The organism is Micromonospora sicca (assembly GCF_003172935.1).
GTDB lineage: Bacteria > Actinomycetota > Actinomycetes > Mycobacteriales > Micromonosporaceae > Micromonospora > Micromonospora sicca.
In genome coordinates this window covers 32585-58154 of the sequence record NZ_QGKS01000263.1, presented here as the reverse complement: position 1 = coordinate 58154, position 25570 = coordinate 32585, and the positions used below count along the sequence as shown (strand labels likewise).

At 74.1% G+C, this 25570-nt stretch carries 21 protein-coding genes and 1 pseudogene; 13 read left to right on the top strand and 9 right to left on the bottom strand.

What is annotated here, in order from left to right; genetic code table 11:
• On the top strand, nt 1-1008 hold a 1008-nt coding region (locus DKT69_RS38435; RefSeq protein WP_201749768.1), incomplete at its 5' end, for a hypothetical protein.
• Nucleotides 1009-1377: 369 nt separating this feature from the next.
• Nucleotides 1378-1938: a cysteine hydrolase family protein gene (locus DKT69_RS20900; protein WP_109803206.1), complete on the top strand. Its 561-nt coding sequence runs from the start codon at nt 1378-1380 to the stop codon at nt 1936-1938.
• A gap of 34 nt (nt 1939-1972) precedes the next feature.
• On the opposite strand, the gene DKT69_RS20895 is transcribed toward DKT69_RS20900, so the two are convergent.
• Nucleotides 1973-3013, bottom strand: a complete 1041-nt coding sequence (locus DKT69_RS20895) for an App1 family protein phosphatidate phosphatase (protein WP_109803216.1) — start codon at nt 3011-3013, stop codon at nt 1973-1975.
• Between the two features lie 130 nt (nt 3014-3143).
• Here DKT69_RS20895 and DKT69_RS20890 point away from each other — a divergent pair, with 130 nt between their 5' ends.
• Nucleotides 3144-4784: an ArnT family glycosyltransferase gene (locus DKT69_RS20890; protein WP_438361849.1), complete on the top strand. Its 1641-nt coding sequence runs from the start codon at nt 3144-3146 to the stop codon at nt 4782-4784.
• Nucleotides 4785-4806: 22 nt separating this feature from the next.
• A complete protein-coding gene (gene yaaA / locus DKT69_RS20885; RefSeq protein WP_109803204.1) occupies nt 4807-5604 on the top strand; it encodes a peroxide stress protein YaaA in 798 nt (265 codons plus the stop codon).
• 13 nt (nt 5605-5617) lie between these two features.
• On the opposite strand, the gene DKT69_RS20880 is transcribed toward yaaA, so the two are convergent.
• Nucleotides 5618-6595, bottom strand: a complete 978-nt coding sequence (locus DKT69_RS20880) for an RNA-guided endonuclease InsQ/TnpB family protein (RefSeq protein ID WP_201749766.1) — start codon at nt 6593-6595, stop codon at nt 5618-5620.
• On the opposite strand from DKT69_RS20880, the pseudogene DKT69_RS20875 reads away from it, so the two are divergent.
• From DKT69_RS20875 to DKT69_RS20865, 3 genes and pseudogenes are all read left to right on the top strand, one after another.
• Nucleotides 6592-6777, top strand: a pseudogene (locus tag DKT69_RS20875) (IS200/IS605 family transposase); the annotation flags it as partial. The gene DKT69_RS20880 and the pseudogene DKT69_RS20875 overlap by 4 nt on opposite strands.
• Nucleotides 6778-6955: 178 nt before the next feature.
• Complete coding sequence (locus DKT69_RS20870; protein WP_109803203.1) at nt 6956-7618, top strand: hypothetical protein; 663 nt, start codon at nt 6956-6958, stop codon at nt 7616-7618.
• 124 nt (nt 7619-7742) lie between these two features.
• Complete coding sequence (locus DKT69_RS20865) at nt 7743-8702, top strand: TAXI family TRAP transporter solute-binding subunit (RefSeq protein ID WP_255420216.1); 960 nt, start codon at nt 7743-7745, stop codon at nt 8700-8702.
• Here DKT69_RS20865 and DKT69_RS20860 read toward each other — a convergent pair.
• Together DKT69_RS20860 and DKT69_RS20855 are read right to left on the bottom strand one after the other, a co-directional pair.
• Complete coding sequence (locus DKT69_RS20860; RefSeq protein ID WP_109803201.1) at nt 8699-10129, bottom strand: sensor histidine kinase; 1431 nt, start codon at nt 10127-10129, stop codon at nt 8699-8701. The genes DKT69_RS20865 and DKT69_RS20860 overlap by 4 nt on opposite strands.
• A 9-nt stretch (nt 10130-10138) precedes the next feature.
• Nucleotides 10139-10807, bottom strand: a complete 669-nt coding sequence (locus DKT69_RS20855; protein ID WP_201749764.1) for a response regulator transcription factor — start codon at nt 10805-10807, stop codon at nt 10139-10141.
• Between the two features lie 109 nt (nt 10808-10916).
• On the opposite strand from DKT69_RS20855, the gene DKT69_RS20850 reads away from it, so the two are divergent.
• Nucleotides 10917-12188, top strand: coding sequence for a putative hexosyltransferase (locus DKT69_RS20850; RefSeq protein ID WP_236648125.1), 1272 nt, complete (start codon nt 10917-10919; stop codon nt 12186-12188).
• Between the two features lie 46 nt (nt 12189-12234).
• On the opposite strand, the gene DKT69_RS20845 is transcribed toward DKT69_RS20850, so the two are convergent.
• Nucleotides 12235-12546, bottom strand: a complete 312-nt coding sequence (locus tag DKT69_RS20845; protein ID WP_109803213.1) for a hypothetical protein — start codon at nt 12544-12546, stop codon at nt 12235-12237.
• A 107-nt stretch (nt 12547-12653) separates the two neighbouring features.
• Here DKT69_RS20845 and DKT69_RS20840 point away from each other — a divergent pair, with 107 nt between their 5' ends.
• Nucleotides 12654-12992 carry a DUF952 domain-containing protein gene (locus tag DKT69_RS20840; RefSeq protein ID WP_109803212.1) on the top strand — a complete coding sequence of 113 codons (339 nt, stop codon included), beginning with the start codon at nt 12654-12656 and terminating at the stop codon, nt 12990-12992.
• Nucleotides 12993-13153: 161 nt separating this feature from the next.
• The gene (locus DKT69_RS20835; RefSeq protein ID WP_109803200.1) at nt 13154-13693 is read left to right on the top strand and encodes an acyltransferase; all 540 of its coding nucleotides are present in this window, start codon (nt 13154-13156) and stop codon (nt 13691-13693) included.
• Nucleotides 13694-13751: 58 nt separating this feature from the next.
• On the opposite strand, the gene DKT69_RS20830 is transcribed toward DKT69_RS20835, so the two are convergent.
• From DKT69_RS20830 to DKT69_RS20815, 4 genes are all read right to left on the bottom strand, one after another.
• Entirely contained in the window at nt 13752-15500 is a 1749-nt protein-coding gene (locus DKT69_RS20830) for a CDP-glycerol glycerophosphotransferase family protein (protein WP_109803199.1), read from the bottom strand.
• A gap of 191 nt (nt 15501-15691) precedes the next feature.
• Nucleotides 15692-16975 (bottom strand): nucleotide sugar dehydrogenase, encoded by a 1284-nt coding sequence (locus DKT69_RS20825; protein WP_109803198.1) that lies wholly within the window; start codon nt 16973-16975, stop codon nt 15692-15694.
• A 4-nt stretch (nt 16976-16979) separates the two neighbouring features.
• A complete protein-coding gene (locus DKT69_RS20820) occupies nt 16980-18548 on the bottom strand; it encodes a glycosyltransferase family 2 protein (protein ID WP_109803197.1) in 1569 nt (522 codons plus the stop codon).
• A complete protein-coding gene (locus DKT69_RS20815) occupies nt 18545-20116 on the bottom strand; it encodes a glycosyltransferase family 4 protein (RefSeq protein WP_109803196.1) in 1572 nt (523 codons plus the stop codon). Before DKT69_RS20815 ends, DKT69_RS20820 begins: the two co-directional genes overlap by 4 nt.
• A 301-nt stretch (nt 20117-20417) precedes the next feature.
• On the opposite strand from DKT69_RS20815, the gene DKT69_RS20810 reads away from it, so the two are divergent.
• The 3 genes from DKT69_RS20810 (at nt 20418) to DKT69_RS20800 (ending at nt 25495) form a co-directional block, all read left to right on the top strand.
• Nucleotides 20418-21593 carry a putative hexosyltransferase gene (locus tag DKT69_RS20810; protein ID WP_236648124.1) on the top strand — a complete coding sequence of 392 codons (1176 nt, stop codon included), beginning with the start codon at nt 20418-20420 and terminating at the stop codon, nt 21591-21593.
• A gap of 315 nt (nt 21594-21908) precedes the next feature.
• Nucleotides 21909-23354, top strand: coding sequence for a glycosyltransferase (locus DKT69_RS20805; protein ID WP_109803194.1), 1446 nt, complete (start codon nt 21909-21911; stop codon nt 23352-23354).
• The gene (locus DKT69_RS20800; protein ID WP_236648123.1) at nt 23351-25495 is read left to right on the top strand and encodes a glycosyltransferase family protein; all 2145 of its coding nucleotides are present in this window, start codon (nt 23351-23353) and stop codon (nt 25493-25495) included. Before DKT69_RS20805 ends, DKT69_RS20800 begins: the two co-directional genes overlap by 4 nt.
• Nucleotides 25496-25570 lie beyond the last annotated feature (75 nt).

The following is a 25570-nucleotide window of genomic DNA, read 5'->3' as shown; positions in this document are numbered from 1 at the left end:
GGCGCGGCCCAGGACGACGGCGCGGCCCAGGACGACGGCGCGGCCCAGGACGACGGCGCGGCCCAGGACGACGGCGCGGCCCAGGACGACGGCGCGGCCCAGGACGACGGCGCGGCCCAGGACGACGGCGCGGCCCAGGACGACGCGGCCCAGGACGACGGCGCGGCCCAGGACGACGCGGCCCAGGACGACGGCGCGGCCGGCGGCGCGGAAGAGGCGGTCGGCATCATCAACGCGATCGGCGGGCTGATCGGCCAGATCGCCGGCATCATCCAGGCGGCGCGGCAGGCATCCGCAGCCGAGCAGGCGGGCGCCGCCCAGCAGGGCGACGCGCAGCAGGGCGGCGGTCAGCAGGCAGGCGAGGAGCAGGGCGCGGACGGCCAGCAGGCCGGTGGGCAGGAGGCCGGCGCGGACGGCGAGCAGGCCGGCGGCGGGAACGGCCAGCAAGCCGGCAACGGCGCGGACGAGCAGCAGGCCGGGCAGCAGAACGCCGGCGAGCAGCAGGCGGGCAACGCGGGTGAGCGGATCGCCAACCGGCTCCAGCAGATCCGGGAACGCATCCAGCAGCTGCGGGCGATCGCGCAGCAGGTGCGCGCGGCCCGCCAGGCCGCCCGGGACGAACGCGCCGCCCAGGGCCAGGGCCAGGACAACGCGCAGGGCCAGGGCCAGGGCAACGCGCAAGGCCAGGGCAACGCGCAAGGCCAGGGCAACGCGCAAGGCCAGGGCAACGCGCAAGGCCAGGGCAACGCACAGGGCAAGGGCAACGCACAGGGCAAGGGCACCGGGTTAGGCAACGGCAACGCGGCTCAGGGCGGCGGCGCGGCGGGGAACGACGGCGGCGACTCCTACATGGTCGCCGACCCGAGCCTGCCGGGTTGCGCGAGCGCCCCCCGCCGACCCGGGGCAGGCGGCCGGCTCCGCCGGCGCGGACCAGCACGGCGCCGGCCAGCAGGTCGGCCCGGGCGACGCCGGCGACGAGCAACAGGCCGGCAACGGCATGGCCGGTGACGGCGCGCAGAACGGCGGCCTGGACGCCGGTGCCGGCATGGACGCCGACGGCGCCCTGGTCGGCGGCGGCGCGAACTAGGGGTTACCCGGCCAGGAGGCCGACCCACCCGTCGAGCGATTGACGTAGGGGAACCGCCGGGCGGCGTGCGCCTGTCGACGGCGCACGCCGCCCCGAGGTTCCCCGGACCGACGCTCACGCTCGTCCGACTGGTCACGGCCGTCGCCCGCCGGGCGACCGGGCTGCCGTCAGGGAGTGATCGTGGCAAGGACCGCTGGCGTCCGGAAGGGGCCGACCATCGCCGCGCCTTGTTGTCGGTGGGTAGGTCTAGCGTCGGTGGTTGCAGGAGACCAGCGCGCTAAGGAGACACCGTGACCACACTCGAGAACCGGCCGAACACCGCACTCCTCGTCGTCGACGTGCAGAACGGCGTCGTCGAGGGGGCGCACGAGCGCGACGCGGTCGTGGCGAACGTCGGCAGCCTGGTCGAGAAGGCGCGGCGGGAACAGGTACCGGTTGTCTGGGTCCAGCACTCCGACCACCATCTCGTGAGAGGAAGCGACGCCTGGCGGATCGTCCCCGAGCTGAAGCCGGGCGACGCCGAGCCGCTGGTCGAGAAGAGCTACGGCGACTCCTTCGAGGACACCACCCTCGAGACCGTGCTGTCGGGCCTCGGGGTCGGTCGACTCGTCGTCGTCGGCGCGGAGACCGACGCGTGCGTCCGCTCGACGCTCCACGGCGCCTTCACCCGGGGGTACGACGCGACCCTGGTCGGCGACGCGCACACGGCCGGGGACAAGACGGCATGGGGGGCGCCGGCGCCGGACCAGGTCATCGCGCACACCAACCTGTACTGGGCCTATCAGACTGCGCCGGGGCGGACGGCCGGGACGGTCGACACCCGGGATGTCGACTTCGGCGGCGCCTCCTGACGCCGGGCACCGCGGAGGCGGGTCGGGCCGTACGTCAGACCAGGCCCGCGTCCCGCAGCAGCTTCCACAGGCCGGCGCCGTCCGGCGCGGAGAGCCACTTCTGCCCGACCGGTCCGGCGGACGGGCGGCCCGCGGGCGCGGGCAGGCTGCCGGCGAGCACCGACTGGGTCGGTGACAGCCGGCGGATCGCCACCCCTGCCACGTTGTCCGGGTGGGCGGCGGCGAACTCGCGGTAGATCTCCTGGTCGTGCTGGCCGTCGTCGCCGATCAGCAACCACCGCACGTCGGGGAACTCGCGGGCCAGCCGGGCCAGGGTGGCCCGCTTGTGCTCCCGGCCGCTGCGGAACCAGCGGTCGGCCGTGGGACCCCAGTCGGTGAGCAGCAGCGGCCCGGCCGGGTACAGGTGCCGGGAGAGGAACCGGGTCAGCGTCGGGGCGACGTTCCACGCCCCGGTGGAGAGGTAGAAGACCGGCGCGCCGGGGTGCGCGGTGACCAGCCGCTCGTAGAGCACCGCCATCCCGGGCACCGCGGCCCGGGCGTGCTCGTCGAGGACGAAGGTGTTCCACGCGGCGAGCAGCGGGCGGGGCAGCGCGGTGACCATGACCGTGTCGTCGATGTCGGAGAGGATGCCGAACCGGACCTCGGGGTCGAGGATGCGGACCAGCGCCTCCACCGGCTCGGCGTCGGGCACGCTGAGGCGTACGGAGGCCCAGCCGGGGGCGAAGTCGGCCTCGATGACGGTGTCGACGAAGCCGCTGCGGTCGGCGGTGGCCTCGTGTCGTACGCCGCCGGCCTCGATGGTGACGGTGGCGTGCTTGGCGGGCAGGGTGGCGAAGCTGCGCCAGCCACGTACCTTCTCCAACCGGCCGCGCTGACGGATGTCCGGGCGGCCGAGCAGCACCCGGCAGAGCACCCGCGCCCAGCCCGGGCCGCCGTAGCCGGCGTACGCGATGATGTTGACCCGCCACCCGGTGCGCCGCAGCCGACGTGCCACCAGGTTGTGCACGGCGTCCTCGATCCGCGCTGCCCGGTGCAGGTTCGGTACGGCCAGTTGGCCAGCGGCTGTGGGTGGCACGCTGCCACCCTGCCACACCCGGGCGAGGGCGGCCACGCGAGTGGGCCCGGGAACCGGCTCCGCCGATCCACCCCGCCGCCGGCGGTCACCGTGACAAACTGCGGTCGGGACGACGACGGGGGCGTTGGTCGTGTCGACACCAGTGCAGGACGGGCGGTGGCGCCCGACGCTCGACCGGCCGGCGCTCGTCGCGCTGCTGCTGGGGCTCGCGGGGGTCGGCTACCGGCTGGTCCTGACCCTGCTCACGCTGCCCGCCTCGAACAGCGACGAGGCGACGTTCGGCCTGGCCGCGCTGCACATCGCCGCCGCTCGGGACCGGCCGGTCTTCCTGTACGGCCAGCGCTACATGGGGATGCTGGAGTCCTATCTGGCGGCGCCCCTGATCGGGCTGGCCGGGCCGAGCTGGCCGGTACTGCGGCTGCCGCTGCTGGCGCTCTACGCGCTCTTCCTCTGGCTGATGTACCGCCTGACCCGCCGGCTGTTCTCCCCGTGGTTCGCCGTCCTGGTCGTCGGCCTGCTGGCGCTCGGCTCGGAGCGGGTGGTCCGGGACCAGCTCACCGTGGTCGGCGGCCGGCCCGAGGTGAAGCCGGCGGTGGTGGCGATGCTGCTGATCGCGGTGGCCCTCGCCGAGCGCCGGGTCCGGCACCGCTGGCTGGCCACTGGCCTGTTCGGGCTGCTCGCCGGGGTGTCGCTCTGGTCGGACTGGCTGATCGTGCCGTACCTGCTGGTGGCCGGGCTGTTGCTGGTCTGGGCCGCGCCCCGCGATCTGGTGGGCTGGCCGGGGGTGCTGCTGGTGGCCGGGTTCCTGCTCGGGGTGTCGCCGATGATCAAGGACAACCTGGTGGCCCCGGACGGGCAGGACTCGCTGTCGGTGTTCCGGGAGATCAGCACCAAGGCCGGGACGCCGCCGCCGTGGTCGGACCGGCTGCGCGGCGGGCTGCTGGAGGGGGTGCCGCTGGCCTCCGGGCTCTGCCCGATGGACGGCTGCGCCCGCTGGCAGCAGTGGTTCGGCCTGCTCTACCCGGTGCTGCTGGTGGCCGCCGCGGTGGCCGCCGCGGTCGCGTACCGGCGGGCCGCCCACCGGGCCGACCGGGTCCGGGCGGTCGCGCAACTCGCCCTGGTCGCCGGCGCCACGCTGACCCTGCTCGCGTACGTCCGCAGCCCGCTCGCCGCGACCGACCCGTTGGGCAACTCGCGCTACCTGTCGGTGCTGCAGATCTCCCTGCCGGCGGTGCTCTGGCCGCTGTGGCTGGCCGCGGTCCGCACCCGGCGGGGCGCGGCCGGGACGGCGGACCGGCCCCGGCGGGGCGGGGGCGCGGCCGCACGCTCGCTCGGCGGCGCGGTGGCGGTCGCCGCGCTGGTCGCGCTGACCGGCATCGCGCTGGCGGCCACCGGGCGTTTCGTCGCCGAAGCCGGCTCGCTGCGCGCCGAGGAGCGGCACGCCCGCGAGCTGGCCGACGCGGTGCGCGGGGCCGGCCTGCGCGAGGTGTACGGCGACTACTGGACCTGCAACCGGCTGATCTTCAACACGGGCGAGACGGTGGTGTGCGGGGTCCTCGACGGCAACCTGACCCCGGGGCAGAACCGCTACCCGGCGTACTGGAAGCGGGCGGGCCGGGCGGACCGGCCGGGGTACGTGCTGGCGGTCGGGTCGTCGGCGGAGCGGGGGCTGCGCCGGCTGCTCGGCGACCAGGCCGACGCCGCGATGGTCACCGAGGTCGGCGGCTATCGCGTGTACCACCCGGAGGCGGCCGTCCGGCCGTGGCGCTGAACCCGGGCCGTACGCTGGCCGGGTGCTGATCCTGCTGCCGCCCTCCGAGGGGAAGGCCGACGCCGGCACCGGCCGGCGGCTCGACCCGTCCCGGCTCTCCCTGCCGGAACTCACCGGCGCCCGGGAGGAGGTGCTGACCGCCCTGGTGGCGCTCTGCGCCGGCCCGGACGAGGCGGCGGCCCGGGCGGCGCTCGGCCTCAGCGAGGGGCAGCGCGGCGAGCTGCGCCGCAACGCCCGGCTGCGGGAGGCGGCCACCGCGCCGGCCGGCCGGATCTACACCGGGGTGCTCTACGAGGCGCTCGACCTGGCCACGCTGCCGCCCGCGGCGGAGCGGGCCGCCCGCCGGTCGGTGCTGATCAGTTCCGGCCTGTGGGGGGCCGTCCGGCTGACCGACCGGATCCCGCCGTACCGCTGCCCGGTCGGGGCGCGGCTGCCCGGGGTCGGCGCGTTGTCGGCGTACTGGCGGCGGGCCCTGGCCCCGGCGATCGTGACGGCCGCCGGGGCGGGGCCGGTGCTGGATCTGCGTTCCGGGGCGTACGCGGCCACCTGGACGCCCCGGGGCGAGCTGGCCGCCCGGACGGTGACCGTCCGGGTGCTGCACGAGCGGACGGTCGACGGGGTGCCCAGCCGCGCTGTGGTCAGCCACTTCAACAAGGCGACGAAGGGCCGGCTGGTCCGGGACCTGCTCACCGCCGGGGTCCGACCGCGGACCGCCGACGCCCTGGTCGGCGCGCTGCGGGACCTCAAGTACACGGTCGAGGAGCAGCCCGTGGCTGCCGGCCGCCCGCGCCAGCTCGACGTCGTGGTGACGGAGCTTTGACGTTCTCTCCGCCCTAAAGGGCGGAGGTTCCCTCCACGCTGCGCGTGGAACACGCGGCGTTCGGGCGGATTCCTGCTTCTCGGCGCGGTGCCGGTACGGATGCCGGTCTTGCCTGCGCTCCACAGGCGTTTAGCCTCTCGGCGCGTCCCGCCGCGAGGATGTTGATGGCTGCGTTGACGTCCCGGTCGTGGACCGGCCCGCACGGGCAGGTCCACGACCGGACGCTGAGCGGCAGCTTCTCGTTGATCCGCCCACAGTCAGAGCACATTCGGGTCGATGGGAAGAACCGATCGACTCGACCGAAAGTCCGCCCGTACCGGGCGGCCTTGTACTCCAGCATGTCGGTGAAGGCGGCCCAGCCCGCGTCGTGCACGGACTTGGCCAGCCGCGTCCGGCCGAGACCGACGACGCACAGGTCCTCGACGTACACCGCTTGGCTGTCGCGGATGATCCGTGTCGAGAGCTTGTGCTGCCAGTCCCGCCGGCTGTCGGCCACCCGGGCGTGCGCCCGGGCGACCTTGACGACGGCCTTGGCGCGGTTGTTGCTGCCCCGCTGCTTGCGGGACAGGTCCTGCTGCAACCGCTTGAGCTTGCGGGCGGCCCGGCGCAGGAACTTCGGGGCCGTGATCCTCTTGCCGTTGGACAGGACCGCGAAGTGGGTCAGGCCCAGGTCGATACCCACCTCGAACCCGACCGGCGGCAGCGGCTCATCTGTGGTCTGGACGACGAACGAGGCGAAGTACCGGCCCACCGCATCCTTGATCACCGTCACCGAGCTGGGCTCGGCCGGCAGGGTCCGGGACCAACGGACCGGCACCTCTCCGATCTTCGGCAGGCGCAGCCGGCCGTTGTCCAGCACGGCGAACCGGGAGTTCCTGGTGAACCGGATGGCCTGCCGGTTGTCCTTGCGTGACCGGAACCGCGGCGGCGCGACCTTGCGCCCCTTGCGCTCTTCCGACAGCGAGGCGAAGAAGTTGCGGTACGCAGTCAAAGCTGGTCAACAGCCTCAAGGGCGTGTCCTCGCGTCGGATGCGGCAGGAATTCCCCGACCTGCTGCCCCACTACTACCGGGTCAACCGGCTGTGGTCGGGCTCGTACTTCGCCGGGTCCGTAGGCGGCGCACCGCTGACCGTTCTGCGTCAATACATCGAGCAGCAGAACCGGCCGGGTTAGAGCACGCTCGGGCCATGGCGGCCCTCCTGCGCGGGCCTTCACCCCGGCCCTAAAGGGCGGAGCATCGGCCCGCACCCCGATAGCCGCAAGTTTTGCTCAAGGCTGGCGCGCACCCGTTTCGCCGCACCGGCCACCGGGCCACGGTTAGGGGACCCCGACGCCGACAAGGAGCGGTCCGATGGCCCTCGAACCCACCACCCTGCTCGACCGGCCCCGCCTGCCGTCGACACCGCCACCACTGGACTGGCTGACCCTGGCCGACGCGTTCGAGGTCGCCTGCCTGGTGCGCTGCACCCCGCCACCGGCCACGGACGGCCGCCGGCCGACCGTCGAGACGTATCGGGGCGGGGTCGCCGAGTTCAACCGGGAGGACGCGGCGCGCCGGATGCGGCAGCTGCTCGTTCGGCTCGACGTGCCGGTGGAGCACGAGTTGACCACGGGCGGCCTGCGCCGCCGGTACGAGCTGCACCGGCTGTCCGTGCCGCGGGAGCAGCGGTCGGCGTACGCGACGCTGCTGGAGGCCGGCTGGCGGCAGGGCCGCCGGGAACTGCTCGGCGGGCCGGTGCCCGGTGCGTCGACCGCCCGGCGGGTGTGGCGGCCCCGGCTGGCCGCCGCCGCCTGGCGCTCGGCGTTGCTGGCCGGCGGCCGGCACGTCCGCCGGCACATCCTCGGTGTCCGGCTGACCGACCGGGAGCTGGCGGCGGTGCTGGTCCGCGGCGCCGCCCTGCTGGACGTCCCGGCGCTGCTCCGGCCGGGCGCCGGCTGCTTCGTGGTGAGCGTCGCGCACGGCCCGCACCGGGACCGGATCCTGGACAGCGCCGCCCTCGCCCCCGCCTGCTGACCCCGGCCGACTGCGGACGCCGGGCGGACGCGACCGTCGGGCAAAGTCCCCGGCGCGGCAGCGGGGCACCCGCCGGACCGGGCGGGCTTGCGCGCGGCGGCGTGCACGGCGCACAGTGCAGCCCGTGAGCCGTAGCTGGTCTGTCCGCCGTCCGCGCCGGGCCGCCGCGCCGCTGATGGTGCTGATGCTGGTGACCGCGCTGGCCGGGCTCGGCGGCTGCCGGGACGAACGCGCCGAACCGGTGCGGATCCGGATCGCGACCGGCAGCCCGACCGCGGTCTACCACGCCTTCGGGCAGTCGCTGGCGGCGGTCCTCAACCGGGAGCTGCCCGGGGTGCGGGCCAGCGTGGTGGTCACCGCCGCGTCCGCGCAGAACGTCCGGCTGGTCGGGTCCGGCGAGGCCGAACTGGGCTTCACCCAGGCCGACGTGTTGCCGACCGCGGCGCCGGAGCAGCCCGGCGTGCTCGCCGTGGCCCGGGTCTACGACGACCTGCTGCACCTGGTCACCACCGCCGGGACGCCGGTACGGACGCTGGCCGACCTGCGCGGGCGGCGGGTCTCGGTGGGCGCGGAGGGCTCCGGCACCGAGGTCACCGCCACCCGGCTGCTGGACGTGGCCCGGCTCGGCGGCGACGTGGTCCGCCAGGAGCACCTGAGCCTGGACGATTCGGTCGCCGCGCTGCGCGCCGGCCGGATCGACGCCTTCTTCTTCTCCGGCGGCCTGCCGGTCCGCGGCGTGGAGGAGCTGGCCAAGGCCACCGCCGTCCGGATCGTCGACCTGGGCGAGTGGACCGAGCCGCTGCGCCGCGGGTACGGGCAGGTCTACGTGACCCGGGACGTCCCCCGGTCGGTGTACGGGGCCCCGCCGGTCAGCACGGTGGCGAACCCGAACTATCTGATCGTCCGCGCCGACCTGCCCGAGGCGCTGGTCCGCGAGGTGACCCGGCTGCTGATGGAGCGCCGGGCGGAGCTGGCCGCCGCGCATCCGGCCGCCGGCCGGATGAGCCCCCGCTCGGCGATCGTCACCACCCCGCTGCCGCTGCATCCCGGCGCCGCCGACTGGTACCGGGCGACCAAGCCCTAACCGGCGTCGGAGCCGACCGGCTCGACGGACTCGGCGTCGTCGGCGTCGACGCCGGCCTCGTCCGGGGCCGGGAACCACAGCTCCGCGACCAGCCCCCGGGGCTCCCCCGGCCGCATGGTGAGCCGGCCGTCCGAGGCGTCCACCAGCACCGCGACGATGGTCAACCCCAGCCCGGCGCCGTCGACGTTCTGCACGTCCGGGGCCCGCCAGAACCGCTCGGTGGCCTGGCCGAGCTGGCTCGCGGTCATGCCCGGGCCGGTGTCCCGCACCTCCAGCGCGGTGCCCCCGTCGGCCGGGCGGACGGTGACGGTGACCTCTCCCCCGTCGCCGCTGAACTTCACCGCGTTGTCGATCAACGCGTCGAGCGCCTGGTCGATGGCGGTGGGGACGGTCCGGGCGTACGCGGGGGCGTCGACCGTGACGAGCCGGAGGGCGACCGACCGGTGCCGGGCCAGCGGCTGCCAGGCGGTCACCCGGGAGGCGGCCAGCTCCACGGCGTCCACGCTGATCCGCTGGTTCTCCTCCCGTTCGGCCCGGGCCAGGGTGAGCAGCGCGTCGAGCACCCGGGCCAACCGGTCGGTCTCTTCCAGCGCCAGGCGGTGCTCGGCGCGGCCGTCCGGGTCGGTGAGGCTCGGCCCCAGCTCCTCCACCCGCAGCCGCAGCGCGGTCAACGGGTTGCGCAGCTGGTGGCTGGCGTGCGCGACGAAGGCGCGCTGCCGGTCCATCACGTCGGAGACCGCGTCGGCCATGTTGTTGAAGCTCGCCGCCAGCCGGCGCAGCTCCGGCGGGCCCAGGCGCGGGCGGACCCGCGCGCCCCGGTCGCCCTCGGCGATCTCGTGGGTCACCGCGTCCAGCTCGGTGACCGGGCGCAGCACCCAGCCGGCCAGCCCGAACGCGGTGGACACGCAGGCCAGCACCGCGAGCAGGCCGATCCCGGCGAGCAGCAGCCACCAGGAGGTGACGGTACGCCGCACCCGGTCGACCGGGGTGGCGGTCACCACCGCGCCCAGCACCTCGCCGCCGTCGTTGATCGGGACCGCCACCACCACCGGCCCGTCCGCCCAGGGCCACACCGAATCGGGCCCGCTGAACTGCTGCCCGGCCAGCGCGGTGTCCAGCGCCGACGCGGTGCCGTGGCCGGGCTCCCAACTGGTGGAGGCGACCACCGTACGGCCGTCCCGATCGACCACGGCCGCGCCGATGCCGTACAGCTCGTCGTAGGCGCCCAGCTCACCGTCGAGCGGGCCGGGTACGCCGCCGCGCAGCGCCGGACCGGCCAGCGAGGCGAAGCGGGTGGCGTCGGCGAGCCGGTCGGCGCGGACCCGGTCGGTCTCGCGGCTGGCCAGGGTGGCCGCCAGCGGCGTCTCCAGCGCCAGCAGCACCAGCACCATCAGCAGCAGGTAGCTGATCACCAGCCGACGACGCACCGGGCCTCCTCACTCGCCGCGGAGCCGGTAGCCGACCCCGCGGACCGTCTCCACCAGGGTCGGGTCGCCGAGCTTGCCGCGCAGCGAGCCCACGTGCACCTCCACGGTGTGCCGGTCGGCCCAGGTGGTGCCCCAGACGTCGAGCAGGATCCGGTCCCGGGGCACGGCCACCCCGGGTTGCCGGGCGAGGGAGACCAGGATGTCGAACTCCTTGCGGGTGAGGGCGACCGACCGACCGGCCACGCGCACCGTCCGCCCGGCCACGTCGATCCGGACCGGCCCGGCCTCGATCAGGTTCCGCTCCGGCACGGTGTGGGCGGCCCGGCGCAGCACCGCCTCGATCCGGGCCTGCAGCTCCACCATCGAGAAGGGCTTGACCACGTAGTCGTCGGCGCCGAGCCGCAGGCCGAGCACCCGGTCGCGTTCCTCGCCCCGGGCGGTCACCGCGATGATGCCGAGCTGGCTGCTGCGCCGGCGCAGTTCCCGGCACAGGTCCGTGCCGTCGCCGTCGGGCAGGGTCAGGTCGAGCAGCACCAGGTCGCAGGGGGCGGCCGACAGGGCGGCGGCGACGGTGGCCGCGTGTTCCACCTCGTAGCCGCGCCGGGTGAGGGCGGACGACAGGGCGGCGGCGACCCGACGGTCGTCCTCGACCAGGAGGATCCGCACCCGTGCCCCCATCCCCTCGACGTGCTGCCCACGAATGGTGGCAGACGGGCCCGCGCGGCGGGAGCCCCCGTCCCTCGCCGGGTCGGATGCCACCGGACCCGGTGAGTTAAGGTCTTGCCTTGTGTCCGCTCCCGCTGCCGCGCACGACGAGTCCGCGCCTCACCGCGACGTCGACGCCCCGACTGCGCTCGACCCGGACCGCCCCACCGGCGCGCCAGGTCCCGCCGCTCGGGAGGGCCGGGTGGACGAGCCGACCGACGAGCGCCGACCGGCATCCTGGCGGCGGTTCCCGGCGGCGCAGGCGGTGGCGCTCTACGCCCTGCTGCGGCTCAGCGGGCTGATCATCCTCGCGCTCTTCGCCCACCGCGCGGGTGCGGACTTCTGGTCCCTGCTGCACAGCCGGTTCGACGGCATCTGGTACGTGCAGATCGCCAACGACGGGTACGACGCGGGCCTGGCGAACAACCACCACCCGGAGTCCCGCAGCACGCTGCCCAACCTGCCGTTCTTCCCGCTCTACCCGGGGCTCATCGCGGCGGTCGCCGCCGTGACCCCGTTCTCCACGCAGGTCGCCGCGCTGATCGTCTCCTGGCTGGCCGGGCTGGCCGCCGCCTGGGGGATCTACGCGGTCGGCGCCCACCTCGGCTCCCGCCGGGTCGGCCTGCTCCTGGTCGGCCTCTGGGCGGTGCTCCCGCACGCCATCGTGCAGAACATGGCGTACACGGAGACGATCTTCACCGCGCTCGTCGCGTGGACGCTCTACGCGCTGCTGCGCCGGCAGTGGGTGGCCGCCGGCCTGCTCTGCCTGGTCGCCGGCCTCGCCCGACCCACCGCGACGACGCTGGCCGCCGCGGTCGGGGTGACCGCGCTGGTGGCGATCGTCCGCCGGCAGGACGGCTGGCGGCCGTGGGCGGCGGCGGCGCTCTCCCCGCTCGGCTACCTGGGCTACCTGGCCTGGATCGGGCACCGGCTGGGCCGGGCCGACGGCTACTTCCACATGCAGGAGACGGCCTGGAAGATCGGCTTCGACGGCGGCGTGTCGACGGTCAACACCTTGATGGAGGTGCTGACCGAGCCGTCGCGACTGGCGCCCTACATGTCCACCCTGCTGCTGGGCATGGCGGTGGTGCTGATCGCGCTGCTCGTCCTGCACCGCTACCCGCTGCCCCTGGTGATCTACTCGATCGCCTTCTTCCTGATCAGCGTCGGCACGGAGAACTACTACTGGGCGAAGGGGCGCTACCTGGTGCCCGCCTTCACGCTCCTCCTGCCGATCGCCATGGGGCTCGCCAAGGCCCGGCGGAGCACCGTGCTCACCGTCTTCGCGTTCCTCGTGCTCGTCTCCGGCTGGTACGGCACGTACCTGAGCCTGGTCTGGAAGTCGTCGCCGTAGCCCTCCGGCGACCCGATGGCGGGGCCGCCGACGCCCACCGGCCCGGTCAAAGGCCGAAGACCTCGTCGGCGGTGGCGTCCCGGACCCCGTCGACGAAGCCGCGGAAGCCGGGGTCGTGGTGGCTGAGCGGCACGCTGGTCACCGCCACGCCGGTGGCCTGGGTGACGGCGTCGACCAGCGGCGGATAGTCGCTCTCCGACGCGCCGAGGGTGTCGTCGTCCGCCTCGGCCAGGTTGATCACGTGCTGCACGTCCTCGCTGGGGGTGTCCGGGTCGCCGGCCCACTCGGTGCCGGCCTGGTGGCACTCGTCGTAGACGGCCCGCTGACCGTCGGTCCAGTCGTCGTCGTAGCTCGCCATCGGCATCCCTCCGCACCTGTCGCATCCGAGCATGCCGGTTGGGCGGGCCCGCTCGGGGCGGTACCGGTGAACCGACCGGCGCGCCGCCCTAGGCTGCGGTGGTGATGATGATCTACAAGATTCTGTCGACCGACGAGTGGGACCGGGCCCGCGCCGCGGGGCACTTCACCGGCACGGCCATGGACCACCAGGACGGGTACATCCACCTCTCCGGCCCCGACCAGGTGGTGGAGACCGCTCGCCGGGTGTTCGGCGGGGTCACCGGGCTCACGCTGCTCAGCGTCGACCCGGACCGGCTGGGCGGGGCGCTGCGCTGGGAGCCGTCCCGGGGCGGGGCGCTCTTCCCGCACCTCTACGGCGTGCTGCCGGTCGACGCGGTGCTCGCGGCGGAGGCGTTGCCGGCGGACACACCCGCCGCCGACGCGGTGGCGGCGCTGCTCGGCTGACGGCCTCGTTATGCTACGCCGAGCCCGCGCCCCGGCCTCGGCAGCGAGAGTCCGGGGCGGCCGGGCGGTCCTGGCCCGCGCGGCCGCGACGGTCAACCGGCGCGGCAACCACGCGGCACCGACGGCGCGACGACGCGCCCTGCGACGATGCGAGTTGAAGGATGACTGACACCAACGACCGGTCCCCTGTCTTCGTCCACCCGACGGCCGACGTGGAGGAGGGCGCCCAGGTCGGCGACGGCACCAAGGTCTGGCACCTGGCCCACATCCGCTCGACCGCGCAGGTCGGCGCCGGCTGCGTCATCGGGCGCAACGTGTACGTCGACGCCGGCGTCACGGTCGGCGACCTGGTGAAGATCCAGAACAACGTCTCCGTCTACCAGGGCGTGACCATCGAGGACGAGGTCTTCGTGGGCCCGTGCGCGGTCTTCACCAACGACTTCCGCCCGCGCGCCCAGAACCCGGACTGGAAGATCACCCCGACGCTGGTCCGCCGGGGCGCCTCGATCGGCGCCAACGCCACCCTGGTCTGCGGGATCGAGGTCGGCGAGTTCGCGATGATCGCCGCCGGTTCGGTGGTGACCAAGGACGTCCAGCCGTACCAGCTGGTCGCCGGCAACCCGGCGCGGCCGAAGGGCTGGGTCGACGAGCGGGGCGAGGTCATCTCCCGGGACGTCGACAACCCGCCGCAGCGGGGCTGACGCACGCAGCGGGGGGGCGACGGCCGTCGGCCGTCGCCCCCTTTCGTCGGCGCGGCGGTCAGTCGCAGAGGCGGTCGATCTCCGCCCGGAACCGGTCCATCGGGTTCACCCCGGCGGGTCCGAGCAGGTACTCCTTCAGTTCCCGCCGCGCCTCGGTCATCGGGTCGTCCCCAGCCCGGGTGACGGTGATCACCTTCGCCAGCTCACCGCAGTCCGGGGAGAGCAGGTACGCCGCCCGGGCGGTCGGATACGTCCGCCGGAACTCGTCCTCGGGCAGGCCCGCCGGGTTGGCCACCACGTACGGCCGCTCGCTCTGCACGAAGTCGGAGACCACGCTGGAGACGTCGCTGATCAGCAGGTCGGTGGTGTTGAAGCAGTCGAATAGGGCCGGCGTACGGCCGGTGACCACCAGGTGGGCGGTGCCGTCCAGCGAGGTGGCGTCGGTGTCCCCGCCGGCGGCGCGGATCCGGGTGACGATCCGCTTGTGCGCCGCCCGGGCCTGCTTCGACCGGGTGCCGGTCAGCGGGTGCGGCTTGTAGACCACCCGGACCCCGCCGGTGGCGAGCAGCCCGGTCACGATCCGCTCCCCCATCAGCACCAGCGAGGTGTGGTACGGGTCGTCGTCGAGCCAGCCCTCCCAGGTGGGAGCGTAGAGCACGGTGAACGGGCGGTCGGTGGCCGCCGAGCCGAAGGTATGCACCCCGGCGAGCTGCGGGCGGCCGATCTCCACGATGTCGCGGTCCAGCACGCCCACCCCGGCGCGGGCGTACCGCTCCCGGCCGGCCGGACCGGCCACCCAGACCTCGTCGTACACCTTACTGTAGGGGTTGACGCTGGCCTGCTTGTCGCTGTCGCCGTGGCCGACGAAGACGTGCTTCACGCCCGGCTCGCGGAGCAGGTGGATGTTGGCGCCGACGTTGGCCGCGTACAGGGCGAACCGGATGGTGCTCAGGTCGAGGTTCATGAAGTCGACGCCGGCCGGTACGCAGGCCACCGGCAGCCGGGTGTCGGCCAGCTCGCGGAACGCCTCCTCGGCGCGCAGCAGCACGACCGCCCGGTGCCCGGCCGCCTCGATCGGCGCGAGCCACATGTTGGCCTGGTAGACGTCTTTCGCCGGGCCGGCGAAGTAGAGCGCCACCTCGGGCCGCTCCCGGCGCAGCCAGGCATCCAGCGCCGGCAGCACCCCCGGCGTCCGGCCCCGCCCGCGCAGCCAGCTCAGCGCTAGCACCGCCGCCGTCACCGCGCCCACGGCGAGGGTGACCAGCCCGGTCACCACCACCGGCGTCACCCGGTCGGTCAGCGCGGCCACCACGGCCGCCGGCACTAGCAGCAGGTTGAGCAGCGGCAGCCGGTCCCCCTCGATGCGGCGCGCCCAGGCCGGCGGGGCCGGCACCCGGCCCGACCCGCCCAGGTCGATGTTGCGGGTGTACGCCGGGGTGCTGGCCCGCCGCTCGCCGAGCACCGCGAGGGCGCCGGTGCCGACCGCGAGGGCCCAGAGCGCGGCGGGCAGCAGCATGACGACGACTGTGCCGCCCACGCTCGGGCGGACCGCGCTGACGGCCAGCAGGACGACCGACAGGTCCCGGGTGAGCTGCCGCCAGACCAGCCCGAGCCCGCCCTTCTCCAGCAGCTCGCCGGTCGCGGCGAACCGGGTGGCGAGGGCGAACTCACCGGCGATGGCGACCAGCCCCGCGACCGCGAACGGGACCACCCAGCCGAAGACGCCGGCCAGGACCATGATCCCGTACGCCAGCAGCACCGCGCCGACCGTGGCGATGCCCTGCTGGCTCCGTACTCTGCTGAACAAGGAACGCTCCCTGTCTGCCCACCGGCGTCGATGAGATCCGATACCGGGCGGCTGCGGCCTTGAACGGGCCAGGTAACCCAAGTATTGCCCGGGTGAACGGCCGACGACCCCTCGCCACCGGTGTCCGCCGGGCGGCGCAAACGCAGTGGGCCCCGGCCGCGACGGCCGGGGCCCACTGGCGGGCGAACGGGTCAGCCGCCGATGACCACCCGGCGGACGCCGGTCCAGCGGGCCGGGTCGGTGACCCGGCGGCCGTCGACCAGCACCGTCACGCCCGGCAGGTCGGCCGGGGCGAGGGTGCGGTACTCGGCGTGGTCGGCCTGGATCACGGCCGCCCCGATCGGCTCGCCGTCGTAGCCCGGCAGGCCGTGCGCGACCAGCTCCTCGTTGGTGTACATCGGGTCGGAGACGTACGGCTTGGCGCCCCGGGCGCGCAGCGCCTCGACGGTCGGGAAGACGCCGGAGAAGGCGGTCTCCTTGACGCCACCCCGGTACGCGGCGCCGAGCACCAGCACCCCGACGTCGGTCAGGTCGCCGTACGCGGCGGCGAGCAGGTCGACGGCGTACTCCGGCATGGCGGCGTTGGCCTCGCGGGCCGAGCGCACGACGGTGGCGGCCGGGTCGTTCCACAGGTACATCCGCGGGTAGATCGGGATGCAGTGCCCGCCGACCGCGATGCCCGGCGAGTGGATGTGGCTGTACGGCTGGGTGTTGCAGGCCTCGATCACCTTGGTCACGTCGACGCCCACGGTGTCGGCGAACCGGGCGAACTGGTTCGCCAGGCCGATGTTGACGTCCCGGTAGGTGGTCTCCGCGAGCTTGGCCAGCTCGGACGCCTCCGCGGAGCCGAGGTCCCAGACACCGTTCGGGCGGTTCAGGTCGGCCCGCTCGTCGAAGTCCAGCACCGCCTCGTAGAAGCGCACGCCGTGCTCGGCCGACGCCTCGTCGATGCCCCCGACCAGCTTCGGGTAGCGGCGCAGGTCGGCGAAGACCCGACCGGTGAGCACCCGCTCCGGGCTGAAGACCAGGTGGAAGTCCTTGCCGGCGGTGAGCCCGGAGCCCTCCTCGAGCATGGGCGCCCAGCGGTTGCGGGTGGCGCCGACGGGCAGCGTGGTCTCGTAGCTGACCAGCGTGCCCGGCTTGAGGCCGGCGGCGATGGCCCGGGTGGCGTCGTCCATCCAGCCGAAGTCCGGCACCCCGTCGGCGTCCACGAAGAGCGGGACGACCACGACGACCGCCTCCGACTCGGCGACCGCGGCGGCGGTGTCGGTGGTGGCCGACAGGAGCCCGGCGGCCACCGCCTCCTTCAGCTTGACGTCCAGGTCGGTCTCACCCGGGAACGGCACCGCCCCGTCGTTGACCAGCCGCACGACCCGCTCGGAGACGTCGGCACCGATCACCCGGTGCCCCTTCGAGGCGAACTGCACGGCGAGCGGCAGACCGATCTTTCCCAGCGCGACGACGCAGATGTTCATGGAACTACTTTCCTCCTGAGGGCCAGATTCGGCGGAGACGGGCAATGAACCGACGGGGGGTCACCGGCGTGATCGCGACGATCACCTGGCCCTTGTGGTTCGTGGTGGGCGTGACGAGGTGGAGCCGGACACCGTGGCGGGCCACCCGGCGCGGCGCCGCAAGGCGGCGGTCCGTCCGCAGCGGTGCGGACGCGATCCCGCCCAACGCGGTCACCTCGGCCCGTACCACCCGACGTTCCCCGTTCGGCGTGACGACCGCGAGCAGCTGGTCCACCGCGAAGTCCGTCCGTACGACGGTACCGGGGCCGCCCGGGGCGACCGAAGTGACACCCGCCAACTCGCCCACACTGACCCGGACCGCGTCCGCGGCGAACTCGGCCAGCTGCGCCCAGCGGCTCTGCGCGGTGATCACCAGGGCGGGACCGCCGGTGGCGTCCTGCCCCCAGGCCAGCTCGGTCGCGGTCAGCTTCGCCATCAGCTTGGCGGCCTGGGCGGTGGCGTCGTACCAGTCGTCCGGATAGCCCAGCCTCGGGTCCCGGAAGCCGACGTAGTGGGCGTACCAGCGGTCGCCGGCGATGGTCACCTCCGGCAGCACCGTGTCCGCCTGCTGGCGGATCAGCTCGCGCAGCCGGTCCAGGTCGGCGTCCCGGGCCACGACCATCCGCAGCCGGACGTCGGGCGCCATCGCCGCGACGATCCCGTCGGTGAGGTACGCCTCGGCGAGCTTGCGGATCCGGTCGTGGACCTGCTGCTGGACGTCCGGGCCGAGGTCGAGGAACTCGGGCCGCAGCAGCTTCGCCACCTCCCAGGTGAAGTGGCGCAGCAGGATCGCGTCGCGGCGGCGGCCCGGCTCGATCAGCCCGGCGACGAAGCCGACCAGCTCCTCGGCGCAGCGCAGCCGCTCCTCGAACCGGCTGGCGTAGGTGATGTTCTGCGCGTTGTCCCGTTTGACCGCGTAGTAGAACTCGTAGTCGGCGAGGACGGAGATCTTGGCGGCCCGGAAGCAGGCCTCGAGGGTGAAGGGCTGGTCGCTGCCCATCGGCATGTCCTCGCGGAACCGCAGGCCGTGCCGTTCGATCAGGTCCCGACGGAACAGCTTGGTGTTCGAAAGCGACCAGGGCAGCGGGCTGTCGAACAGGTCCACCTGCTCCTGGGTGCTGGCGTAGATCGCCTGGTGGACGTAGCGCTTGTTGGTGCCGACCATCCGGCCGAGCACCACGTCGGAGCCCCAGCGGTCGGCCGCGTCGACCAGGCGCTCCAGCGCCTCCGGGCCGAGGTGGTCGTCCGAGCCGATGAAGAAGACGTACCGCCCGCGCGCGTGGTCCAGGGCACGGTTGCTCGGCACCGCCGGGCCGCCCGAATTGGGCTGGTGGAGCACGGTGACGGTGCCCGGGTAGCGCTCGGCGAACCGGTCCAGCTCCGCCCCGCTGCCGTCGGTGGACCCGTCGTCGACCGCGACCACCTCCAGCCGGTCCAGGCCGATGGTCTGCTCGACGAGGGAGTTGAGGCAGGTGGTGAGGTACGGCATGGTGTTGTAGACGGCGACGACCACCGTCACGTCCGGCTGGCTCACGCGCCCACCCCCACCGAGGTCGGGGCGCCGCCGGAGGCCGGGGCGGTGCCCGGCGTCGGGCGCGGCCGGTCGGGCAGCAGCCGGGAGTACACCCCGTCCAGCACCTCCGCCTGCGCCTCCCACGTCCACTGCGCCAGCAGCCCCGGCCGCTCGTACGCGGCCCGGTAGCGGGTCGGGTCGGCCAGGACCGCCCGGACCGCGCGGACGAAGTCCGCCACGTCCTCGGCCCGGAACACCTCACCCTGCCCGGTCTCCCGGACAGTCTCGGCCATGGTCCGCACGTCGGAGACGACCAGCGGGAGGCGGGCGTGTGAATACTCGAAGAACTTGGTGATCAGCGCGATCTCGTGATTCGGCCAGTGCTGGATCGGGATGACCCCGACCTGCGCGCCGGAGAGGAACGGCACCACCTGGTGGTGCGGCACGTACGGCAGGACGTGCACCCGGCCGGCGACGCCCAGCTCCCCGGCCCGGGTGAGCAGGCCCTTGACGTACGCCGACGCGGGCTTGTTCACCACCAGGGCGACGTGCGCGTCGGGCAGCTCCGGCAGCGCCTCGACCATCACGCCGAGGCCCCGCTTCGCGGCGGCCACCCCGCTGTAGACCAGCAGCGGGGTCTGCGGACCGATGCCGCACAACGCACGGATGTCCGGCACCGGGGCGGTCGGGTCGGCGGGCAGCTCGTCCACCGCGGGGGCGTTCAACACCACCGCCGGACGCTCCGTCAGGCCGTGCTCGCCCTGCAGCAGGTCGGCCAGGCCGCCGGAGACGGTCATGGTGGCGTCGGCGTACGGGACGTACTCCCGCTCGTGGGCGACGTTCCCCGGCAGCCAGCGGGCGTTGTCCCGCCATGGCTGCACGCCGGGGAGGTACTCGTGGGCGTCCCAGACCAGGGCGATCCGCCGGCCCTTGGCGGCGGCCCGGATCTTGGCGCGGGCGCCCACCCCGATCATCCGGAAGTCGTTGGCGTGGATCAGGTCCGGGGCCAGCTCGTCGACCACCGGGCCGTAGGCCAGCTCGTAGTCCCACAGGCCCGGCTCCAGCCGGCGCCAGGCGCCGTCGCCGCGCAGCTTCTGCCAGAACAGCGTGTACGCCCGGTCCCACGGCCCGTCGAGCTTGCGGCCCCGGCGGGCCTGGGTGAACTGGCGGTTGCGGAACGAGACCCAGCGGCGGGCCAGGCCGGCGAGCTTCTCCTCGGCGCGCAGCGCGCGCCAGGACAGCCCGGAGGGCGTGCCGGAGGCGGCCTCCCGGGCGGCGGCGGTCAGCGCGGCCCGCCGGACCCCCAGGTCGGCGCGCCAGGCCTTGACCGCCTGGATGCGGTGGGCGGCGATGCCGCTGGGCGGGTAGGCCAGCGGCCGGCGCAGCCAGGCGCGGCGGAACTCGTGCCGCCGCTTGGCCAGCGGCTCGGGCATGGGGACCAGCCGGACCTGGGCGCCGCCGAGCTGCCAGGTCCGCGGCTGCCCGACCGGCGCCCGGCCGACGAGGACGACCTCCCAGCCGGCTTCCGCCGCCGAGCGCGCCGCCTTTTGCACCCGGGAGTCACCGTCGACCCCGTTGTCCACCAGCATGACGACCCGTCCCCGGGTGCCCGCCGCTGCGGTAGTGCCGTCAGATCCCATTCCTGCCCGTCTCCGTGTCAGCCAGCACCGCGCCCGCGGACCCGAGCGAGTCTACGACAACGCATCGGCCGGAAAGGTCCGCCGCCGTCGGTGGTCCGCGCCCTCACGCGCCGGTTGCTACCCTCCATGCTGTTCAACGACCGGTGACGTCGGGAGTTCGCGGGACGGGCCGGCGTCGAACCTCCCGGCGGACCGGGTGTGCCTTCGGATCACCCCAGCTCAGCGCGGACGGGATCGCAAAATGGACGTGATGACGACCGAGGAACCAGGCCGGCCGACGCCGGCCGCGGAGCCGGCGAGCCCCGCCCCGGGCCGGGCGGCCCTCGGACGGCGGCTGTGGGACGCCGCTCGGTACGCGCTGCCCGCGCTCGCGGTCTACGCCGCGATCCGCCTGGTGGGGCTGCTGACCGTCTACCTCTGGGCCCGCAACGTGGGCGCCTCCCCCGGCAAGGGGCTGACCCGGGCGGACGGGAACTGGTACCTCGCGATCGCCCAGCACGGGTACGACGGGTACGAGAAGACGCAGAGCAACATGGCGTTCTTCCCGCTCTACCCCGGTCTCACCGCGGGTCTGGACCGGATCTCCCCGCTCAGCCCGCGCGAGGCGGCGCTGATCGTGGCGTGGCTGGCCGGCCTGGCGGCCGCCTGGGGGCTGTTCGCGATCGGCGCGTACCTGCACGACCGGCGTACCGGCGTGCTGCTCGCCGCGCTCTGGGCCGCGGTGCCGCACGGCGTGGTGGAGTCGATGGGCTACAGCGAGAGCCTGTTCACCGCCCTGGCCGCTTGGACGCTGTACGCGCTGCTGCGCCGCCGCTGGCTCACCGCCGGGGTGGTCTGCCTGTTCGCCGGCCTCACCCGGCCGACCGCCTCGTCGCTGATCGCGGTGGTGGGGCTGGCCGCGCTGCTGGCGATCGTCCGGCGCCGGGACGGCTGGCGGCCATGGGTCGCCCTGCTGCTCGCCCCCGCGGGCTGGCTCGCGTACCTGGCCTGGGTGGGCGTCCGGACCGGGCGGCCGGACGGCTGGTTCCACATCCAGTCCGCCGGCTGGGGCACCACCTTCGACTTCGGCGTCTACACGCTGCGGTGGGGCCAGCTGGTCCTGTCAGAGGTGGCCATGCTGCCGATGCTCGTGGTCACCGTGGTGGCGTTGCTGGCGATCATGTTCTTCGTGCTGAGCCTGCTCGACCGGCAACCCTGGCAGTTGCTGCTGTACAGCGGGCTGCTGCTGGTCACCACGCTCGGCGCGGCCGGCTACTACCACTCCAAGGCGCGCTTCCTGCTGCCGGCGTTCCCACTGCTGCTCCCGGCGGCCGTGGGCCTGGCCCGGGCCGGCTGGGCCCGGGCGGTCACGGTGCTGGTGCCGGTGACGGCCTTCTCGGCCTACTTCGGCGGGTACCTGCTGCTGATCTGGCGGTATTCGCCCTGACCGGTCAGCGGGAGAGTGACCGGACGCCGGTCGGCGGCCGTGGGGCCGGGGCCCGCCCGGCGGCGGCACGTCCGGCGCCCGCGACGGCGCTATTGTAGTGTCCGCGCTCTGTCCGAGGGTCGTTTCGCGACCATCGGCGGAGCAGACACCGCCTCCGGCCGACCACAAGGTACGGCGTACCGCTGATGGAAAGGTCCCTCCCGGCATGGTCCCGCTCGGTGGACGCCCGACGGTCGTCGCCTCCCGACCGGGTGGCGAGGACCGGCCGTCCGGGTCACGACGCCGCATCTCCCCACCTCCCCAGGATCGGAATCGATGAACAACGGGCGAAATCTCTGGGACTCGTTGAAGCTCCCCCGGGCGCGACGGTCCGGGTCCCGACCGCACATGATCTACCTGGCGATCGGCTTTCCCCCCGCGGCCAAGAGCTGCGCCTACCGGATGCGCGAGACGGCCAACCAGTTCGCCGCGGCCGGCTGGGACGTGACCGCCGTCACCATCATCGACGAGGCGTGGGAGCGGGAGTACGGCCTGGACCACACCCTCGCCGCCGGGGTGGACTCCCGGGTCCGGGTGGTCAAGCTGCCGCTGGTCCGCGACGACCTGGAGACCGACATCCGGGCGTTCAGCGAGACCCGCGCCCTGGCCCACAAGGACTACCTGGCCCAGTTGCGCAAGCGGAACCTCAAGGTCTTCCCCGAGCCGGTCTTCGGCGGGTGGCGGCCGGCGCTGGAGAAGGCCCTGGTGCAGATCCACCGGGACAAGCCGGCCGACCTGCTGGTGACGACCTGCGCCCCGTACGTGAACCTCGCGGCGACCTGGAAGCTCTGGGAGACGCACCAGGTCCCGTACGTGGTCGACTTCCGCGACGGCTGGTCCGTCGACGTGATCAACAACGGCGAGGCGTTCCCGAAGGAGTCGGTCTCCGGGCAGTGGGAGATCAAGCTGCTCACCAACGCGATCGCCATCTGGAACGTCAACGAGCCGATCTCCCGCTGGTACCGAGAGCGGTACCCGGAGCTCGCGCACAAGATGCGGGTCGTGCGCAACGGCTACGACGCGTCCAGCATCCCGGCCCAGGCCCGGCCGGTGACCCCCGACCGCCCGCTGACCTTCGGCTACCTGGGCGCGCTGAACCTGCCGGTGCCGCTGCTCGACGCGGTCCTGCAGGGCTGGCGGACCGCCCGCGCCGAGGACCCGGCGCTGAAGGACGCGCGCTTCGAGGTGCGCGGCCACATCGGCGCCGCCTGGGCGCGCGGTGACAACGCGCACGCCGAGTTGCTGAAGGCCGCCGCCGCGGACGGCGTGGTGGTCGGCGGTTCCGTGCCCAAGGCCGAGGTCATCGACCTGTACGCCCGCTGGGACGCGGTCGTGCTGATGGTGACCGGCGGCCGGTACATGACCTCCGGGAAGGTCTACGAGTACATGGCAACCGGCCTGCCGGTCGTCTCCGCGCACGAGGCGGACCACGACGCCTCGACGGTGCTGTCGACGTACCCGCTCTGGACCGGGGCGGTCGGCCTGGACCCGGCCGAGCTGGCCGGCGCGTTCCGCCGGGCCGCCGCGTTCGCCCTCAACGCCACCGAGGCCGACCGGGAGAAGGCGCGGGCGGAGGCGAAGCAGTACGCCCGGGAGGCGCAGCTCATCCCGGCCGTTCAGGAGGTCACCGAGCTGGTGCACGGCACCGGCGGACGGACCGGCACCCCGCCCGTTTCCCCCGCCGGCGCTGCTCGCGTACTGGCCAGAGAAGGTAGGTCATGATCGAGGTCCTGATGGTCCTAGGAGCCGTCCCCGGCCGGGTGGCGGTCCTGACCGACGCGCTCGAGCAGTTCCGGTCCCTCGGGGTCACGGTGCGCGTCGCCTGCACCTTCGACCCGGACAAGATCCCGGCCGCGGCCGACCTCGCCGAGCTGCACCTGCTGCCCACGGCCAAGGAGCTCGGCCCCCGCTTCGGCCGGATGGTCAAGCGGGCCAGCCCGGCCCGCCGCCCGTGGCTGCGCGCCCAGCGCGACCCGTGGGTCCGGCGCCACGCCAAGCGGGCCGACGTCCTGGTCGCCCTGGACCAGCAGGCGCTGCACACCGTCTGGCAGCTGGCCCACCGCTACCGCCGGGCCGACGCCGTCTTCGGCCTCGCCCCCGCGCTGCGCGCCGTGGAGAAGCGGTCGGCCGATCCGGCCCGGTACCGCCGTCCCCGGCTCACCACCCTCGGCCCCTCGCCTCTGCTGGCGGTCAACAACACCCGCAGCCAGACCATCGACCTGGCCAAGGTGGTGCTGGACGCGGCCACCGGGCAGAAGGCCATGCGCCTCGGCGCGGTCCGCTGGTTCTGGCAGCGGGCGGTGGCCGCGCCCGGCGTCCCCGAGCGGTACCGGGGCAAGATCGCCCGGCGGGTCAACACCAGCATGCACCGGGCCGGGCACAAGGCCAGCGCCAACCAGCTGGCGCTGGCGGCGCAGGGCCGGCTGAAGAGCAACACCACCAAGGGCCACCTCCTCGGCCCGATCGTCGAGGCGGAGCTGAACCAGGGCAAGGTGCCGGTGCACCTGATGACCGTCGCCAAGGGTCAGCTCGCCGCCGCCGACGCCTTCCTCAAGAAGCGGAACCCGGGCAAGGCGGCCCCGCACGTGCTGCGCGCGTTCGACCTGATGTTCCACCGGATCGCGCACTTCGACGGCGTCACCTCGCCGCTGGCCGAGGACCCGGAGGGCTTCCTCGCGCCGCTGCACGGGAGCAAGGTGGGGCAGGCGATGGCCACGCCGCGGGGCAGGCGGGCGCCAGCCCAGTTCCCGCCGGCGGACCGGCCGCACCGGATGCTCTTCTTCACCGGGCTGAACGACAACTTCCTCGCCCCGATCCTCGAGCGGTACGAGGCGATGCCCGACGTGCAGGTGCGCCGGCTCAACCTGGTCGAGGAGTCGATCCGCCCGGTGCTCAGCAACGGCCGGACGAACCTGGTCCACCACATGCTCGCCGGCACCTCCAAGCGGGCGGAGGAGGTGGCGGAGGCCTGGGGCGAGCACCTCGCCTGGGCGGACACGGTCTTCGTGGACTGGTGCAACCTGCCCGCCGCGATGCTCACCACGATCGACCCCGGCACCACCCGGGTGATCGTGCGCCTGCACAGCTTCGAGGCCTTCAGCTGGTGGCCGCACCTGGCCGACTGGTCCCGGGTCGACGACCTGGTCTTCGTCTCGGAGCACCTGCGTGACCTGACGCTGGCGGCCGTGCCGCGGCTGCGCGCCCCGCAGGGGCCGCGCACGCACGTGGTCAGCAACGCGATGGAGCTGCACCGGTACGCGGGGCCGAAGACGGGCGACGCGCGGTTCACGCTCGGGCTGATCGGGCTCAGCTCGCTGGCCAAGGACCCGCGCTGGGCCCTGGCGGTGCTGCGCGAGCTGCGCAAGCGGGACGAGCGGTACCGGCTCAAGCTGATCGGCGACGACCTGCGCGCCTCGCTCAGCCCGGCGGTGCGGGCGTACGTCGCGGAGCTGGACCGGGAGCTGGCCGAGCTGGAGTCCTCCGGCGCGGTGATCCGGACCGGCCGGACCGAGGACGTGCGGGGGGCGCTGACCGACGTGGGCGTCATCCTGAGCACCTCGGTGCGGGAGAGCTTCCATTGCGGACTGGTCGAGGGCGCCGCCAGCGGCGCCGTGCCGGTGGTCCGGGACTGGCCGTTCTTCGCGGGCCGGCAGCACAGCGCGCGCAGCCTCTTCCCGAGCGACTGGGTGGTGGGCACGCCGGAGGAGGCCGCGGAGCGGATCCTCGCCGTCACCGCGTCGGAGGACGGCTGGCGCGAGGCCGGTCAGGCCGCGGCCTCCCACGTGCTGAGCACGTGGGACTGGTCGGTCACCCAGAAGGACTTCGACCGCCTGCTGCTGGAGCCACCGGCCACCGCCGGCTGACCGTCGGCCCGAACAGCACCGGGGCCGTCCCGCCATCGCGGGACGGCCCCGGTCGTCTTGTCGTGGGCTTTCGGC

Bases quoted from the DNA above. Each gene is read 5' to 3' on its own strand.
- DKT69_RS20870 (WP_109803203.1), top strand. From the start codon at position 6,956: ATGGCCCTCGAACCCACCACCCTGCTCGACCGGCCCCGCCTGCCGTCG.
- DKT69_RS20855 (WP_201749764.1), bottom strand. From the start codon at position 10,807: ATGGGGGCACGGGTGCGGATCCTCCTGGTCGAGGACGACCGTCGGGTC.
- DKT69_RS20845 (WP_109803213.1), bottom strand. From the start codon at position 12,546: ATGGCGAGCTACGACGACGACTGGACCGACGGTCAGCGGGCCGTCTAC.
- DKT69_RS20840 (WP_109803212.1), top strand. From the start codon at position 12,654: ATGATCTACAAGATTCTGTCGACCGACGAGTGGGACCGGGCCCGCGCC.
- DKT69_RS20835 (WP_109803200.1), top strand. From the start codon at position 13,154: ATGACTGACACCAACGACCGGTCCCCTGTCTTCGTCCACCCGACGGCC.
- DKT69_RS20825 (WP_109803198.1), bottom strand. From the start codon at position 16,975: ATGAACATCTGCGTCGTCGCGCTGGGAAAGATCGGTCTGCCGCTCGCC.
- DKT69_RS20815 (WP_109803196.1), bottom strand. From the start codon at position 20,116: ATGCTGGTGGACAACGGGGTCGACGGTGACTCCCGGGTGCAAAAGGCG.
- DKT69_RS20810 (WP_236648124.1), top strand. From the start codon at position 20,418: ATGACGACCGAGGAACCAGGCCGGCCGACGCCGGCCGCGGAGCCGGCG.
- DKT69_RS20805 (WP_109803194.1), top strand. From the start codon at position 21,909: ATGAACAACGGGCGAAATCTCTGGGACTCGTTGAAGCTCCCCCGGGCG.
- DKT69_RS20800 (WP_236648123.1), top strand. From the start codon at position 23,351: ATGATCGAGGTCCTGATGGTCCTAGGAGCCGTCCCCGGCCGGGTGGCG.